The sequence below is a fragment of the Streptomyces sp. NPDC051913 genome (assembly GCF_044593635.1).
Classification (GTDB): domain Bacteria; phylum Actinomycetota; class Actinomycetes; order Streptomycetales; family Streptomycetaceae; genus Streptomyces.
In genome coordinates this window covers 155,606-171,642 of record NZ_JBIUCI010000005.1, presented here as the reverse complement: position 1 = coordinate 171,642, position 16,037 = coordinate 155,606, and the positions used below count along the sequence as shown (strand labels likewise).

The window sequence follows — 16,037 nt, the reverse complement described above, 5'->3', positions numbered from 1 at the left end:
GGGTACGGTCTTCTCCATGGCCCCGACCAGCGAATCCCTGACCGCCGAGCGCATCCTCGAAGCCACCGAGGAGGTGCTGCGCCGCCACGGCCCCGCGAAGGCCACCGTGGTCGACGTGGCGCGGGCGCTCGGCGTCAGCCACGGCAGCCTCTACCGCCACTTCCGGACGAAGGCGGCGCTGCGGGAGGCGGTGACCAAGCGCTGGCTGGACCGTACGACGGCCGCCCTGTCCGGCGTCGTCACGGAGGAGGCCGACCCGGAGACCCGGCTGCGCGACTGGCTCGCCGCGCTGTTCGCGGCCAAGCGGCGCAAGGCGGGCGACGACCCCGAGCTGTTCGCCACCTACCAGGTCCTGGCCGTGGAGAACGGCGAGGCGGTCACCGCCCATCTCGACGACCTCACCGGCCAGTTGGCCCGTATCGTCCAGGACGGGGTCGACGCCGGTGTCTTCGCCGCCGCCGACCCCGAGGCCACCGCCCGCGCCGTCTTCCACGCCACCGGCCGCTTCCACGACCCCGGTTACGCCGCGGCCTGGCAACGGCTGGACATCCAGGCCGAGTTCGACGGGGTCGTGGATCTGCTGGTGCGAGGGCTGCGGGCCTGACCCGGTCAGTCGTTCTTCGGGTTCACCGTCGCCTGGTGGGCCTCCGTCAGATGCTCCTCCGCCTTCAGCCAGGGCAGGAACTGCGCGGCCTGCTTCCAGCCGCAGGTGTCGCATCTGATCGTGCGCTGCGGGCCCTTGCGCAGCACATGGACGACATGCTCCCGCCCGTGCTGGTCCCATCGACTCACCTTGCTCGTGTTGATCTGCTGCACCATGACACCTCGCCTCCGGTCAGGCAGTGTGCAGCAAGAACAACATCAACAGGGGTTTCTTCACGGTGAGTTCGCTGAAGCGTGAACAGTCCTCACCCGACGGTCCGCGGCAGGCGCAGGCTCAGCAGGCCCGTCAGCGCCACGGTCGCCAGCTGGACGAGGAGGGTGACGATCAGGGCGTCCCGCATGCCCAGAGCGGGCGTCAGGGAGAGGAACAGGGTGCCCAGGGTGGCCACACCGAGCGCCAGCGCCGACTGCTGGGTGGTGACCATCACCCCGCTGCCCACGCCGGCCCGCGCGGGCGGCACCTCGGACAGCACGATCCGGAAGATCACCGGCAGCTGGAGAGCCTGGCCCACCCCGGCGACCGCCCCGCCCGGCAGCAGCGTGACGAGGCCGAGGTCCGGCCAGTCGCGCCACGCGGCCAGCGCCATCAGGGTCAGCCCGACGCCCTGGACCAGGGCGCCCGCGGTCACCACCCGCGTGCCGAACCGGTTGATCAGCCGCGGCCCGGCGATCGACGTGACCAGGAACGTCACCGCCAGCGGGAACAGCGCGAGCCCCGCCTGCACCGGGCCGAGGCCCGCGCCCTTCTGGAGGGCGACCGCGATGACGAACATGAAGCCGCTGAACCCGATCGAGAACGGCAGGATCAGCACCAGGCCCCGGCGCAGCGACACCAGTGCGAACAGGCTCGGCGGGACCAGCGGCGTACGGCCCGCCCGGTCCGCCCGGCGCTCCACCGTGTAGAACGCCGCCGCCAGCACCGGGAACGCGGCCAGCGACAGCCACGTCCACAGCGGCCAGCCCGCCGCGCGGCCCTCGGTCAGCGGGGCCAGCAACGCCAGCAGCGACGCCGCCAGCAGGACCGTACCGGGACCGTCCACCGGCTCCGGACGCCGTGCCCGGGTCTCCGGGACGGCGCGGGCCGCCAGGACCAGGCCGACCACGACGACCGGCACGTTCACCAGGAACGCCGAACGCCAGCCGGTGCCCCACAGATCCGCGGAGACGAGCACCCCGCCGAGGATCTGGCCCGCCACCATGGACAGGCCGGCCGTCGCGCCGTACAGGCTCATCGCCTTGGCGCGCCGGGAGCCGGTGGTCGTCGACTGGATCGTCGCGAGCACCTGCGGCAGCATCGCCGCCGACGCCGCGCCCTGCGCGACCCGGGCCGCGACCAGCGTCCACGCGGTCGGCGCGAGCCCGCACGCCAGCGACGTCAGGCCGAAGGCCGCCATACCCCCGAGGAAGAGGCGGCGCCGGCCGAAGAGGTCGCCGAGCCGGCCGCCGAGGACGAGCAGCACGGCGTAGGACAGGCCATAGCCCGCCACGACGAGTTCGAGCACGGACTCGCTCGCGGACAGGTCCGCGCCGATGCTCGGCAGGGCGACGTTGACGATGAAGAAGTCGATCAGGGGGAGGGCCGCGGCGAGCAGCACGGTGAACAGGCCGAGGCCGCCGAGCCGGGGTGATTCCTCGGCGGTGCGGACGTGACGTGAGGTGATGGTTTCGGTGGTCACGTGCTCCAGCGTCCGCCTCCGCTCAGACGGGTACCAGAGTGTCTTTATCCTGGTACAACGAGTACCTGGAAACAGGGTCCGGGTGACGGCACGCTGGAGGTATGACGACCATGACCCAGGGTGCCACGGACATCCGGCGGCACGAGCTGGCCGCGTTTCTGCGCCACCGCCGTGAGCACATCACCCCGGAGCAGGTCGGCCTGCCCCGCGGCCGCCGGCGCCGCACCCCGGGTCTGCGCCGCGAGGAGATCGCGCACCTCTCGGCGGTCGGCGTCACCTGGTACACGTGGCTGGAACAGGCACGCGACATCCAGGTCTCCGTCCAGGTCCTGGACGCGCTGGCCCGCACCCTGCTCCTCGACCCCAGCGAGCGCGCCCACCTCTTCCAGCTGGCGGGCGCGGTGGACCCCACCCCGGCGACCACCTGCCGGACGGTCACCCCGGCCGTGCGCCAGGTCCTCGAACAGTTGGAGCCGCTCCCCGCCTGCGTCCAGAACAGCCGGTACGACATCCTCGCCTACAACCGCACCTACGGCCTGCTCCTCTGCGACCTCGACGCCCTGCCGCCCGAGGACCGCAACTGCATGGTCCTGTCCTTCACCCACGAGCCGTGGCGCGCCTCGATCGTCCACCTGGAGGAGACCCAGCGCCTCATGGCCGCCCGCTTCCGCGCGACCATGGCCGGCCATCTCGCCGAGCCCGCCTGGAAGATGCTGCTCAAGCGACTGCGCACGGAGTCCCCGGAGTTCCGTGAGATCTGGGAACGCCACGAGGTCGTCGCCCACCGCACCAAGCGCAAGGAGTTCCACAACCGGTACGTCGGCCGCATCACCGTGGAGCACACCGACATGTGGCTGGGGCCGGAGGCGGGGCCGCGGCTGGTGACCTACGCACCGGCGGACGAGGAGTCGAAGGAGCGCTTGGAGCGGTTGCAGGAGATGGCTCTGTCGCGGGTCGGCTGAGGTGGGCCGGGCGCGGTGAGCTGAGGGGCTCCGGTTTCTAGGCGGACACCTTCGCCGCTTCCCGCACCTCGGTCGTCGACAGTCGCTCGGCGACCCGTTCGGCACTGCGCCGGGCCCGCACCCCGCTGCTCAGGGCGCCCAGCACCAGCACCGCGAAACCGCACCCGGCGAGGATCCACCAGCCGGGGCCCGCGGCCGACACAAAGCCCTCGGCGTACGACGACGAGCCCACGCCCGCCGCCAGCACCGCGCCGATCACCGCGACGCCGAGCGTCTGCCCCAGCTGCCTGCTGGTCGAGGCGACCGCCGCCGCCACCCCCGCCTGCGCCCTCGGCATCCCGGACACCGCGGTGTTGGTGATGGGGGCGTTCACGAAGCCGAAGCCGATGCCGAACAGGACGTACCCGGCGAAGAGCGTGACGTTCGAGGTCTCCGCGTCGAACGCCGCGAACATCACGCCGCTCGCCGTCATCGCGAACCCGGCGATCAGCAGGGGGATGCGCGGCCCCCGGCTGCCGACCAGCCGACCCGACAGCGGGGCGCACAGGAACGTCGGCACCGCCATCGGCAGCATCCACAATCCGGCGTGCAGGGCGTCCAGACCCCGGACGTTCTGCAGATACAGCGTCGACAGGAACAGGAAGCCGCCCAGCGCCGCGAACGCGCTGATCGCGATGACCGTCGCCCCGCTGAACGGCACCGACCGGAAGAACCGCAGATCGATCAGGGGCTCCTCGCGCCGGGGCTCGTACCAGAGGATGCCGAGCAGTGCGGTCAGCGCGAGTACGGCGTACGGCAGCGTCGAGGTGAAGGCGGCGTTCGGGGCCTCGATGATCGCGTACGTCAGCGCGCCGAACAGCACGATCACCAGGATCTGGCCGAGCGGGTCGGGGCGCTTGCCCTTGGGGGCGCGGGACTCGGGGACGTAGCGGAGGGTGAGGAGGAGGGCGGCGAGGCCGACGGGGAGGTTGATCCAGAAGATCGAGCGCCAGCCGACGGAGTCGACGAGGAGGCCGCCCACGATCGGGCCGGCGGCCATGGATATCCCGACCACCGCGCCCCACACCCCGATCGCGCGAGCGCGTTCCCGCGGGTCCGTGAAGGTGTTCGTGATGATCGACATCGCGACCGGGTTGAGCATCGAGCCGCCGACCGCCTGCACCATGCGGAAGGCGATGAGCGCGTCCAGGTTCGGGGCGAGGGAGCAGAGCACCGAGCCGATCGTGAAGACGACCAGGCCCGCCATGAAGACGCGCTTGCGGCCGATGCGGTCGGCTGTCGAGCCGGCCAGCATCAGCAGTGAGGCGAGGACGAGGGTGTACGCGTCGATCGTCCACTGGAGGCCGGACGTGGTGGCGTCGAGGTCGTGCTGCATGGACGGCAGGGCGACGTTGAGGACCGTGTTGTCCAGGCTCACGATCAGCAGGCTCATACAGCAGATCGCGAGGACGAGGAGGCGTCGGCGATGGCTGAGGTGGGGCATGGGGTCCAGCGTACGCCGATTTCGATAGTGCGTCTAACTAATGGTCGGTACATGATCGAGTGGGATTCGAGGGGGATTCGAGCGGCATTCGAGCGGGGGCACTCTTTGGCGTACGCGACAATGGGGGAATGTCCACGACCCCCGCGCCCCTTGAGATCGGGCCGCACACCGTTCAGCCGCCCGTCGTTCTGGCCCCCATGGCCGGGATCACCAACGCGCCCTTCCGGACCCTGTGCCGGGAGTTCAGCGGAGGTAAGGGGCTGTTCGTCAGCGAGATGATCACCACGCGGGCGCTGGTCGAGCGCAACGAGAAGACCATGCAGCTGATCCACTTCGACGAGAGTGAGAAGCCTCGGTCGATCCAGCTGTACGGCGTCGATCCCGCGACCGTCGGCAAGGCCGTCCGCATGATCGCGGAGGAGGGTCTCGCCGATCACATCGACCTGAACTTCGGGTGCCCGGTGCCGAAGGTGACGCGGAAGGGTGGCGGGTCCGCGCTGCCGTTCAAGCGGCCGCTGCTGCGGGCGATCCTGCGGGAGGCGGTGACGGGGGCCGGTGATCTGCCGGTGACCATGAAGATGCGCAAGGGCATCGACGACGACCACATCACGTACCTCGACGCCGGGCGGATCGCGGTCGAGGAGGGCGTGACGGCGATCGCGCTGCATGGGCGTACGGCGGCGCAGCACTATGGCGGGACCGCCGACTGGGATGCCATCGCGCGGCTCAAGGAGCATGTGCCGGAGATTCCCGTGCTGGGCAACGGGGACATCTGGTCGGCGCAGGACGCGCTGCGGATGGTGCGCGAGACCGGGTGCGACGGTGTGGTCGTGGGCCGGGGCTGCCTGGGGCGGCCGTGGCTGTTCGCGGATCTGGTGGCTGCGTTCGAGGGGCGGGCCGAGGACATCGCGCGTCCGTCGTTGCGGGAGGTCGCGGGCGTCATGGTCCGCCATGCCACGCTGCTCGGCGAGTGGATCGGCAGTGAGTCCAAGGGTGTTGTCGACTTCCGTAAGCATGTCGCCTGGTATCTGAAGGGCTTTGCCGTCGGCAGCGAGATGCGCAAGCGGCTGGCGATCACGTCGTCGCTGGAGGAACTGCGGGCGGGGCTGGACGAGTTGGACCTGGACCAGGCGTGGCCGACGGGGGCGGACGGGCCTCGCGGGCGGACGTCGGGGAACAACCGGGTTGTGCTGCCGGACGGTTGGCTGAAGGACCCGTACGACTGCGCAGGCGTGAGCGAGGACGCCGAGCTGGACACGTCCGGCGGCTGACCGTCGGGCGCGTCGGGTGCGGTGGGGGTCGGGGCCGCGCCGGGGGGTGTCCGTCCTCGGAACGGCGCGGAATCGGTCCTCGATAAGGGGCACCCGTGCTGACGCGCCAACCGCTGCGGGCGGACACCCCCCGACACGTCCCCTCACGTCCGAACGCGGCTGCCGCGCCGCGGGGGCGCGCCTCATAGGCCGGTGCGGTTCGTGCCGCTCAGGGGCGCGGGGAACTGCGTGACCAGCCACGACGCGCCCGCAGGCGGGGGGACGGGGGCGCGGGTGTCCCCTTGGCTTTGTATGCCGGTGCGGGTGGCTTGCCCAGGGGCGCGGGGAACTGCGCGACCAGCCACGGCGGACCCGCAGGCGGGTGGCGGGGGTGCGGTCAGTCTGTTGAGGGGTGTGGGGTTGAGCCGTAGGCCTTCAGGAAGCGGTCTCGGAAGGAGCTCATCTTCCAGACCGGGGCGTTGTGGGAGGGCTTCAGGCCCGCTGTCCAGTTCCAGTCGCTGATCTTGTCCAGGACCTTGGGGTCCTTGGCGACTATGGAGATCGGGACGTCGCGGCTGGCGTGGTCGCCGCTGACGCGGGCGATGGGCTGGTGGTCGCCGAGGAAGACGAGGACGGTGTTGTCGGTGCCGTAGCGTTCCAGCCACTGGGTGAGGGCCGTGACCGAGTACTGGATGGACTTGCCGTATTCCTCGCGGGACTTGGTGGGGTCGGTGATGATGTCCGAGGGGTTTTTGCCGGCCTGGTGGATGGGGTTGAAGACCTTGCCGTCGCCCAGGTCGTTCCAGTCGACCATCTTGGGGATGGGGGCCCAGGGCTGGTGGCTGGAGGTCAGGATGATCTCCGACATCAGGGGCTTGTCCCGCTTCTTGCCGTGGACCTGGCGCTGGAAGGCCTCCAGGGCGTACTGGTCGGGCATCGTCGACCAGCTGAACTTGGGTCCTTCGTAGCCGAGTTGGAAGGCGTTGTAGACCTTGTCCAGGCCGTAGTAGCGCTGTTCGGGCCAGCCCTTCTGGATGCCCGGCATGACGCCCACCGTGTCCCAGGCGCCGGTCTTCTGGAAGGCCTTGGTGAGGCTGAGGTGGTCGCTGGCCATGACCGTGCGGTAGCGCTGCTGGTTGTCGATCCACAGGCCGGACATGGTGGTGGAGTGGCCCAGCCAGCTGCTGCCGCCGTACGTCGCCGACGTCAGCCAGCCGCTGCGGGCGCTGTAGCCCGCCTTCTTGAGGGCCGCCGTGCTGGAGGTGAGGGTCTGGTCCACGCCCGGTGCCATGACCGGGTCCTCGATCGCGCTGCGGCCGTAGCTCTCGATGAAGGTGAAGATCACGTCCTTGCCCCGGAGGTCGGGGAGGAGCTCGCTGCCGGGGGTCGCTCCGAAGGTGTCCGACTTGGCCTCGCGGGCGAAGGCCGCCTCGTCGCGGATCGTGTCCGTCACCCGCGTCGCCTGGATCTTCAGCGCCGCCGCGGCCCGGTCCGCGGCGATCGGCATGCCGGCGAGCTGGAGCCCCAGCGCGTAACAGGTGATCCACGCCATCGCCGCGATCAGGGTGCCCCGGGTGGCCGTCGCCCGGTTCGCCACCAGCACGTTGCTCAGCCGGATCATCGAGAGTGCGGTGAGTGACAGCAGGAGCAGTACGAGGAGGACGGCGCCGATGGTGGCGAACACCGTCACCGTGCCGCCCATCGAGTCCTTCAGGTACGACTGCGCGTCGTCCAGCAGTTCCCAGTCGAGGATCATGTTGAAGCCCCGGCCCAGATAGTCCCGGAAGCCCATGTCCAGCAGGTTCAGGACCGTCAGGACCCCCAGGCCGACGCCGGAGACCGCCGCCACGATGATCCTGGGGCGCCTCGGCAGCCACAGCGCCACCGCCGCTCCGATGATCGCCTCGACCGGGAGGCGGGTGAACCGGTTGGGCTTGAGGGCGGGCAGGGTGTTGGGGAGCAGGAGCGCGGCGAGGACGAGCAGGGCGGCGAGGGCGGTGACCGTCCAGCGGAGGATCGGGGGGCGCTGTGGTGCGGGGGCGTCGAGGACGGCGTCCTCGGTCGGCGGGGGCGTGCTGGTGGAGACGGACACCCGAAGGACCTTCCGTGCGGGACCCGGTGGCGTGGTGAGGTGGTGGCGGGTCCGACATGGGGTCTCGGACCCGCCACCTCGGGGTACGGGGTCCCGTGGGTGGGTGTTCAGTGGTTCCGGGCAAACACCAAGCAAACGGTTCTTCAACGCACCTCTAGGCGCCTCCGACCGCCGTCAACAAGGCAAGAGGCGCCGCCGCGGACCTGGCCTCCCGCACACACGCGTGCGGATAAGGCACCGGCTCCCGGTGCGTGTCCCTGCCGTACCCGGCGATGACCTCCGGGAGTCGATGCCCGGCGGCCGTCGCCGCGTCCACCAGGCCGTGGGCGACCGAACGCGCCTCGTCGTGGAGCCCGTAGCGCGCCAGGCCCAGGGTGATGAGCGCGTTGTCGTGCGGCCACACCGAACCCCGGTGGTACGACAGCGGGTGATACGCCGGCTGCCCGGCCGCGAGGGTGCGGACGCCCCATCCTGAGAAGAAGTCCGGCTCCAGCAGACGCCGGCCCACCACCTCGCCGTACTCCTTGTCCAGCAGCCCCGACCACAGGAGGTGGCCGGCGTCCGAGGCGAGCGCGTCGAGTTGGCGGCCCTGGCCGTCCAGGGCGAGGGCGGGGAAGGAGCGGTCCCGCATCCAGAAGTCCTGTTGGAAGCGGTCGCGGAGGTCGGCGGCGGCCTGTTCGAGGAGGGCGGCGTAGGTCTCGTCGCTCCAGACCGTCCGCGCCAGCCACGCCGTGCGCCGCAGCGCGTCGTAGGCGTAGCCCTGCGCGCCCGCCGCCATCACCGCGCCGGAGGCCCGCGTGCCGTCCGAGGAGCAGATCGAGCCGGGGGAGTCCTTCCAGTTCTGGTTGGCGAGGCCGCCCTGGTCGGCGCGGTAGACGAGGTAGCCCCGGGAGGTCAGGCCGCCGTGGTCCAGCATCCAGCCGATCGCCGCGCGGGCGTGGGGCTGGAGGCGGTGGGCGAGGGCCAGGTCTCCGGTCTGTTCGACGTAGGCGCCCAGGAGGACGAGGAAGAGCGGGGTCGCGTCCACCGAGCCGTAGTAACGGCCGTAGGGGACCTGGCCGAAGTGCGCCAGCTCGCCGTGCCGTACCTCGTGCACGATCTTGCCCGGCTGGGTCACCGGGTCCGTGCCGGTCTCCGTCGCCTGGGCCGCGGCCAGGGCGGGGAGGGTGGCTGCCGCCAGCTGGGGGCGGTAGGGGAGGGCGAAGAGGGAGGTGAGCAGGGCGTCCCGGCCCAGCAGGGTCAGGAACCAGGGAGCGCCCGCCGCCGGGACGCGCAGGGTCTCGCCGTCCGGGCCCGTCGCCGGGACCTGGAGCGAGGCCAGGTCGGCGAGGCCGCGGGCGCACGCGGCGGCCAGTTCGGGCCAGCCGGTCGGGAAGGCCACGCCTTCCACGAACTCGCCTTCCAGGGCGAGGAGTTCGGCGTTGAGAGAACTGGGGGACTGCGGGACGCGGAGGGCGCGCTTGTCGCCGTGCGGGCGGGCCATGACCCGGAGGGTCAGCTCGGCCGTGCCGTGCGGGGCCAGGTCCAGGGTCCAGGTCAGGCGGCGGGCTCCGGTGCCGGTCTCCTCCACCGCGTCGGGGGCGGGTTCCGCCGTCACCGTCGTACAGGAGCGCCATTCGCCTCGCTGGTAGGTGAACTCCACTCCGGTGTCCAGGACTTCGCGGGAGCGGGTGGCGCCCGGCTTGGTGTAGGTGCGGTGGTCGGAGCGGAGTTCGAACTGGTCGGTGAAGTCGGCGTCCGCCGTGATCGCGAGGCGAAGGGTGGTGGGGACCGGGCGGTTGCTGGTCAGGCGGACGGATTCGACGAAGGAGCCGTCGCCCACCGCTTGTTCACGGAAGATCGTGTACGCGGGCGGCTCGTTGCGGCCCCCTCGGGGGACCAGGACACAGCGGGCCGTGTCACCGTCCGCGACGGGGGTCAGTGCTTCGGGTACGGCGCCGTCCACGGTGAGCTGCCAGCGGCTCAGGTGGCGGGCGTCGCGTACGAACAAGCCGTCGGGGCTGTTGCCGCCCCGGACTCCGGTGATGTCCCCGCTGTCGCCCACGGCCGCGAACGTCCCGCCGCGTACGAGCAGATGATGCCGGTCCGTCATTCCCGGTCCCCTCCCTTGGTTCCCGTGAGTGTGGTGGCGCTGTGGAGCAGGTCGAGCGAGAGCGCGGCCGTCCAGCCGAAGCCGGTCGCCCCGCAGGCCTCGCCGGTGTACGGGTCGACGTACTCCGCGAAGTCGGAGGTGTCGGCCAGGTGCAGAACCGCTCTGCGCAGGGCGGCGGCCCGGCCCCGTTCGCCATGGGTGCGCAGGCCCCGCTCCAGCAGCCAGTTGGTGTTGAACCAGGCCGGGCCGCGCCAGTAGCGGTGCCGGTCGAAGGCCTCGCCGAGCAGGTCGTAGCTGGGGGCGAGACGGGTGGTGCCGCCCAGTCCGAAGTGTTTGGAGGCGGTGGTGCGGACCAGGGCCGTGACGACCGGGCGGGGGAGTGTGGGGAGGAGGAGGGGGAGGAGGCCGGAGACGCTGCGCTCGGGGATCAGGGTCTCGGTGCGTACGTCCCGGGAGAAGAACATGCCCTCCGCCGGGTTCCACAGGCGGTCGATCAATGCCGTGGTCAGGCGTTCGGCTCGGGCGTGGCGGGCCGTGCCCGGTGCTCCCAACTCCTGGGCGATCCGGGCCAGTGCGTGCTCGGAGGCGATGAGGAGGGCGTTGAAGGACGGGTCCTCGACCGCGAACTCGCTTGATCCGTCCGCGTACTGGTTGTCCCGGTAGTCCGTCGCCAGGCGGACGTAACGGCCGTAGTCCAGGTCCGTCGGGCGGTCCTCCGGGGCGCCGTGGGCCAGGTCGGCGCGGCGGAAGGAGCGGGCCGGGGCGGGCGTCACCCGGCTCAACGGGGCGTCCCAGCAAGGGCTGTTGTCCATGCCCTGCTCCCAGGGGTGGACCACGGACGCGAGGCCGGCGCCGCCCAGGTCGCGGCGGTGCAGGAGATAGCGGTGCCAGGCCGCCAGGCGGGGGTAGACCCGGGTGAGGAAGCCGCGTGCCCGGGACAGGCCCGGGTCGGAGCGGTGCACCAGCCAGGCGGCCAGCGCGTGCACCGGTGGCTGCACGATGCCGGACGTCTGTACGGTGCGCGGGGCGCCCGCAGCGCGCCCCGCGGTCGAGGAGCGCCAGAAGTCGGGGCTCGGGAAGTACGCGTCGAGGGGGACCGAGGGGTTGAAGACGATGTGCGGGACGCGGCCGTCACCCCATTGGGCGTCGAGCAGCGTCTCCAGTTCCGTCTGGGCCCGTAACGGCGAGATGTGCCGCAGTCCGATGGCGATGAACGCCGAGTCCCAGGACCACTGGTGCGGGTACAGGCTGCGGGAGGGGACCGTGGAGGTGCCCGTCCAGTTGGCCTCCAGTACTCGCGCCGCCCTGACGTGCAGAGAATGGGTGGTGACGTCCGCTTCGTATACGAAGGGACGGGTCAGGCCGTACGAGGTCAGCTGGGCGGTGCGATCCACTCGGGGCTCCCCGAAGACGTTCGGCCCGACCGGTTCGGTCGTGGCCACCGTAGAGTTACGTCTATTTAACACGCAAAACTCAATATGTAATGCAAGCTTGAGAAACACAAGGGGGTGCGCATGAGTGGTCGTGCTCAAGCGAGCGCCGGCGAACTGCTCGAACTGGTGCGAAGCGGACGAGCGACGACTCGTGGTGCCCTGCAACAGGTGACCGGACTGTCCCGGGCCACCGTCGGCCAGCGTCTGGACCGGCTGTTCCGGGCCGGCTGGCTGAGGGAGGGGGCGGGGGGTCCGGTGGACTCGCCGCTCGGCGGACGGCCCTCCATCACCCTGGAGTTCGACGACTCCCATGCCGTGGTCCTCGCCGCCGACCTCGACACCCGGCACGCCCGCGCCGCCGTCCTCTCCCTGACCGGCGACCTCCTCGCCGAGCACAGCGGCACCCTCGTCATCGAGGACGGCCCCGACGTGGTGCTGGGCGAGCTGGGCCACTGGTTCGCCGAGTTGCTGGAGAAGGCGGGGCACCGGGCCGACGAGGTGTGCGGCATCGGACTCGCCGTGCCGGGGCCGGTCGACAGCGAGACCGGCCGGGTCGTCCAGCCGCCGATCATGCCGGGCTGGGACGGCTACGACATAAGAGAACGGCTTGCCAGAGCCTTCGACGAGCACACGGGCGCCGGGCGGGTGCCGGTCCTCGTCGACAACGACGCCAACCTCATGGCGTACGGCGAGCAGCGCACGGGGTATCCGCAGTGCTCGGCCTTCGTGCTGGTCAAGGTGTCCACCGGTATCGGCGCGGGGGTCGTGGTCGACGGGTCGATCTACCGGGGCATCGACGGGGGCGCCGGGGACATCGGGCACATCCGGGTCGGCGCCGACGCGCTGTGCCGGTGCGGTTCGTACGGCTGTCTCGCCGCCGTCGCCAGTGGTGGGGCGGTGGCGCGGCGGCTGGCGGAGAGCGGCGTGCCCGCCGCCTCCGGATCGGATGTACGGGATCTGCTCACCGCCGGGCATCCGGGGGCCGCCGCGTTCGCCCGGGAGGCCGGGCGGCAGGTGGGGGACGTGCTGGCGACCGTCGTGACGCTGCTGAACCCCGGGGTGCTGATGATCGCCGGGGATCTGGCCGGAACTCCCTTCCTCACCGGGGTGCGGGAGCTGCTGTACCAGCGGGCGCTGCCGCGCTCCACCGCTCATCTGGACGTCGTCACCTCACGGCTCGGGGAGCGGGCCGGGCTGGTGGGGGCGGGTGCCCTGGTGGTGGAGCATCTGTACGCGCCCGGGCGGGTGGAGGAACGCTTGCTGGCGCTCGGTGTGTGACGTCCGGATGGTGGTACCCGGCCCTCTGTGACGGCGTGATTCTCGCCACCTCTGATAAGGGTTACGCTCAGATGAGCGGATCTTGAGCGACTGCACTTCTCCAAGGGGTGGCACCCAGTGCCACCCCTTGATCGTTCATCGATCGAACTCAGACGTATGGAATCGTGCTCAGATGAGCGAATAGGGGCGAGGGTGGAGGGGGTTGCGTTCAGGAAGTGAACACATCAAGTCGCGAATGCTTGCCAAGCTTTGACTTTCGATCCGCTGGCGGACGGGTGGTTAAGGGCTCATGACGCAGGAGTAGACGTACCCAGAAGCCTTTGATCTGGGTATGTTCCTCGCCGTCAGGGCAGCCACCGCGTCCTCGAGGGAGTCGAGAACCGTGTCGGAAAACGTAGAGACCCACGCAGCGAAGTTCGTTTACGACTTCACCGAGGGAAACAAGGACCTCAAGGACCTCCTGGGCGGCAAGGGCGCCAACCTCGCCGAGATGACCAACCTGGGGCTTCCCGTTCCCCCCGGCTTCACCATCACGACCGAAGCCTGCAAGGTCTACCTGGAGAGCGGCGCGGAGCCGGTGGCACTGCGTGACGAGGTGAGCGCCCACCTCGACGCCCTCGAGACGCGGATGGGCAAGAAGCTCGGCCAGGCCGACGACCCGCTCCTCGTCTCGGTCCGCTCCGGCGCCAAGTTCTCCATGCCCGGCATGATGGACACGGTCCTGAACATCGGCCTCTCCGACAAGTCGGTGAAGGGCCTCGCCGAGCAGGCGGGCGACGAGCGGTTCGCCTGGGACTCGTACCGCCGCCTCATCCAGATGTTCGGCAAGACCGTCCTCGGCGTCGACGGCGAGCTCTTCGAGGAGGCCCTCGACGCGGCCAAGGCCCTCAAGAAGGTCGTGGTCGACACCGACCTGGAGGCGGCCGATCTCAAGAAGCTCGTCACCAAGTTCAAGAAGATCGTCAAGACCGAGGCCGGCCGGGACTTCCCCCAGGACCCGCGCGAGCAGATGGACCTCGCCATCCACGCGGTCTTCGACTCCTGGAACACCGACCGCGCCAAGCTCTACCGCCGCCAGGAGCGCATCCCCGGCGACCTGGGCACGGCCGTCAACGTCTGTTCCATGGTCTTCGGCAACCTCGGCCCCGACTCCGGCACCGGCGTCGCCTTCACCCGCGACCCGGCCAGCGGCCACCAGGGCGTCTACGGCGACTACCTCCAGAACGCCCAGGGCGAGGACGTCGTCGCCGGCATCCGCAACACCGTGCCGCTCGCGGAGCTGGAGCAGATCGACAAGAAGTCGTACGACCAGCTGATGCAGATCATGGAGACGCTGGAGAACCACTACAAGGACCTCTGCGACATCGAGTTCACCATCGAGCGCGGTCAGCTGTGGATGCTCCAGACCCGCGTCGGCAAGCGGACGGCCGGTGCTGCCTTCCGCATCGCCACCCAGCTGGTGGACCAGGGGCTCATCGACGAGGCCGAGGCGCTCCAGCGCGTCACCGGCGCCCAGCTCGCCCAGCTGATGTTCCCCAAGTTCGACGAGGAGGCGAAGGTCGAGCAGATCGGCCGGGGCATCGCGGCCTCGCCGGGGGCCGCGGTCGGCAAGGCGGTCTTCGACTCGTACACCGCCGTGAAGTGGTCGCGCTCCGGCGAGAAGGTCATCCTCGTCCGCCGCGAGACCAACCCCGACGACCTCGACGGCATGATCGCGGCCGAGGGCATCCTGACCTCGCGCGGCGGCAAGACCTCCCACGCGGCCGTCGTCGCGCGCGGCATGGGCAAGACCTGTGTCTGCGGCGCCGAGGAGCTGGAGGTCGACACCAAGCGGCGCCGGATGACCGTCCCGGGCGGTCATGTGGTGGAGGAGGGCGACCTCATCTCCATCGACGGGTCCAGCGGCAAGGTGTACCTCGGTGAGGTCCCGGTCGTCCCGTCCCCGGTCGTGGAGTACTTCGAGGGCCGGATGCACGCCGGTGCCCAGGACGCCGACGAGCTGGTCGAGGCCGTGCACCGGATCATGGCGTTCGCCGACCGCAAGCGCCGGCTGCGGGTGCGGGCCAACGCGGACAACGCCGAGGACGCGCTGCGCGCCCGTCGCTTCGGCGCTCAGGGCATCGGTCTGTGCCGTACCGAGCACATGTTCCTCGGCGACCGGCGTGAGCTGGTCGAGCGGCTGATCCTGGCCGACACCGAGGCCGAGCGCGAGGAGTCCCTGAAGGAACTGCTCCCGCTCCAGAAGCAGGACTTCGTCGAGCTGTTCTCGGCGATGGACGGCCTTCCGGTGACGATCCGCCTCCTCGACCCGCCGCTGCACGAGTTCCTGCCGGACATCACCGAGCTGTCGGTCCGGGTGGCGCTGGCGGAGTCCCGTCAGGAGCCGCACGAGAACGAGCTGCGGCTGCTCCAGGCCGTCCACCGGCTGCACGAGCAGAACCCGATGCTGGGCCTGCGCGGTGTACGCCTCGGTCTGGTCATCCCCGGTCTGTTCACCATGCAGGTCCGTGCCATCGCCGAGGCCGCCGCCGAGCGCAAGAACGGCAAGGCCGACCCGCGCGCCGAGATCATGATCCCGCTCGTCGGCACGGTCCAGGAGCTGGAGATCGTCCGCGAGGAGGCCGACCAGGTCATCGCGGAGGTCGAGGCGGCGACGGGCACCAGGCTCAAGCTGGCGATCGGCACGATGATCGAGCTTCCGCGGGCCGCGCTCACGGCCGGTCAGATCGCCGAGGCGGCGGAGTTCTTCTCCTTCGGCACGAACGACCTCACCCAGACGGTGTGGGGCTTCAGCCGGGACGACGTGGAGGCCTCGTTCTTCACGGCCTACCTGGAGAAGGGCATCTTCGGGGTGTCGCCGTTCGAGACGATCGACAAGGACGGCGTCGGCTCCCTGGTGAAGCTGGCCGCCGAGGCGGGCCGCAAGACCCGCCCCGACCTCAAGCTCGGCGTCTGCGGCGAGCACGGCGGCGACCCGGAGTCGGTCCACTTCTTCCACGAGGTAGGCCTGGACTACGTCTCCTGCTCCCCGTTCCGCATCCCGGTCGCCCGCCTGGAAGCGGGCCGAGCGGCCTCGGAATCGGCGGGCAGCGACCACCGCTGATCCAC

General features: G+C 70.6%; 11 protein-coding genes. 5 read left to right on the top strand and 6 right to left on the bottom strand.

All coding sequences use genetic code 11. From position 1 onward, the window contains the following. Positions 1 to 16 precede the first annotated feature (16 nt). A complete protein-coding gene (locus ACIHIX_RS16785; protein ID WP_399955993.1) occupies positions 17 to 604 on the top strand; it encodes a TetR family transcriptional regulator in 588 nt (195 codons plus the stop codon). Between the two features lie 5 nt (positions 605 to 609). Here the strand turns inward: ACIHIX_RS16785 and ACIHIX_RS16780 are convergent, their stop codons facing one another. Together ACIHIX_RS16780 and ACIHIX_RS16775 are read right to left on the bottom strand one after the other, a co-directional pair. Further along, entirely contained in the window at positions 610 to 816 is a 207-nt protein-coding gene (locus tag ACIHIX_RS16780; RefSeq protein ID WP_399957281.1) for a hypothetical protein, read from the bottom strand. A gap of 92 nt (positions 817 to 908) precedes the next feature. Next, complete coding sequence (locus ACIHIX_RS16775; protein ID WP_399955990.1) at positions 909 to 2,339, bottom strand: MFS transporter; 1,431 nt, start codon at positions 2,337 to 2,339, stop codon at positions 909 to 911. Positions 2,340 to 2,440: 101 nt separating this feature from the next. On the opposite strand from ACIHIX_RS16775, the gene ACIHIX_RS16770 reads away from it, so the two are divergent. Then, on the top strand, positions 2,441 to 3,301 hold the full coding sequence (locus ACIHIX_RS16770; protein ID WP_399955988.1) for a helix-turn-helix transcriptional regulator: 861 nt from the start codon (positions 2,441 to 2,443) through the stop codon (positions 3,299 to 3,301). 37 nt (positions 3,302 to 3,338) lie between these two features. On the opposite strand, the gene ACIHIX_RS16765 is transcribed toward ACIHIX_RS16770, so the two are convergent. Beyond that, on the bottom strand, positions 3,339 to 4,784 hold the full coding sequence (locus ACIHIX_RS16765; protein WP_399955985.1) for an MFS transporter: 1,446 nt from the start codon (positions 4,782 to 4,784) through the stop codon (positions 3,339 to 3,341). A 128-nt stretch (positions 4,785 to 4,912) separates the two neighbouring features. Here ACIHIX_RS16765 and dusB point away from each other — a divergent pair, with 128 nt between their 5' ends. After that, positions 4,913 to 6,055, top strand: a complete 1,143-nt coding sequence (gene dusB, locus ACIHIX_RS16760; RefSeq protein WP_399955982.1) for a tRNA dihydrouridine synthase DusB — start codon at positions 4,913 to 4,915, stop codon at positions 6,053 to 6,055. Between the two features lie 376 nt (positions 6,056 to 6,431). Here the strand turns inward: dusB and ACIHIX_RS16755 are convergent, their stop codons facing one another. The 3 genes from ACIHIX_RS16755 to ACIHIX_RS16745 all read right to left on the bottom strand — a co-directional run bounded on the left by ACIHIX_RS16755 (position 6,432) and on the right by ACIHIX_RS16745 (position 11,612). Further along, positions 6,432 to 8,126 (bottom strand): CDP-alcohol phosphatidyltransferase, encoded by a 1,695-nt coding sequence (locus ACIHIX_RS16755; protein WP_399955979.1) that lies wholly within the window; start codon positions 8,124 to 8,126, stop codon positions 6,432 to 6,434. 154 nt (positions 8,127 to 8,280) lie between these two features. Next, positions 8,281 to 10,218, bottom strand: coding sequence for a glycogen debranching N-terminal domain-containing protein (locus ACIHIX_RS16750; RefSeq protein ID WP_399955976.1), 1,938 nt, complete (start codon positions 10,216 to 10,218; stop codon positions 8,281 to 8,283). Then, positions 10,215 to 11,612: an MGH1-like glycoside hydrolase domain-containing protein gene (locus ACIHIX_RS16745; RefSeq protein ID WP_399955973.1), complete on the bottom strand. Its 1,398-nt coding sequence runs from the start codon at positions 11,610 to 11,612 to the stop codon at positions 10,215 to 10,217. Before ACIHIX_RS16745 ends, ACIHIX_RS16750 begins: the two co-directional genes overlap by 4 nt. Positions 11,613 to 11,732: 120 nt before the next feature. Here ACIHIX_RS16745 and ACIHIX_RS16740 point away from each other — a divergent pair, with 120 nt between their 5' ends. Continuing rightward, the gene (locus ACIHIX_RS16740; RefSeq protein ID WP_399955968.1) at positions 11,733 to 12,929 is read left to right on the top strand and encodes an ROK family protein; all 1,197 of its coding nucleotides are present in this window, start codon (positions 11,733 to 11,735) and stop codon (positions 12,927 to 12,929) included. 331 nt (positions 12,930 to 13,260) lie between these two features. Beyond that, the gene (ppdK, locus tag ACIHIX_RS16735; protein WP_399955966.1) at positions 13,261 to 16,032 is read left to right on the top strand and encodes a pyruvate, phosphate dikinase; all 2,772 of its coding nucleotides are present in this window, start codon (positions 13,261 to 13,263) and stop codon (positions 16,030 to 16,032) included. The last annotated feature ends 5 nt before the right edge of the window (positions 16,033 to 16,037 follow it).

Coding starts and splice junctions, on each gene's coding strand:
- ACIHIX_RS16785 (WP_399955993.1), top strand. CDS start 17: ATGGCCCCGACCAGCGAATCCCTGACCGCCGAGCGCATCCTCGAAGCC.
- ACIHIX_RS16770 (WP_399955988.1), top strand. CDS start 2,441: ATGACGACCATGACCCAGGGTGCCACGGACATCCGGCGGCACGAGCTG.
- ACIHIX_RS16765 (WP_399955985.1), bottom strand. CDS start 4,784: ATGCCCCACCTCAGCCATCGCCGACGCCTCCTCGTCCTCGCGATCTGC.
- dusB (WP_399955982.1), top strand. CDS start 4,913: ATGTCCACGACCCCCGCGCCCCTTGAGATCGGGCCGCACACCGTTCAG.
- ACIHIX_RS16750 (WP_399955976.1), bottom strand. CDS start 10,218: ATGACGGACCGGCATCATCTGCTCGTACGCGGCGGGACGTTCGCGGCC.
- ACIHIX_RS16740 (WP_399955968.1), top strand. CDS start 11,733: ATGAGTGGTCGTGCTCAAGCGAGCGCCGGCGAACTGCTCGAACTGGTG.
- ppdK (WP_399955966.1), top strand. CDS start 13,261: ATGTTCCTCGCCGTCAGGGCAGCCACCGCGTCCTCGAGGGAGTCGAGA.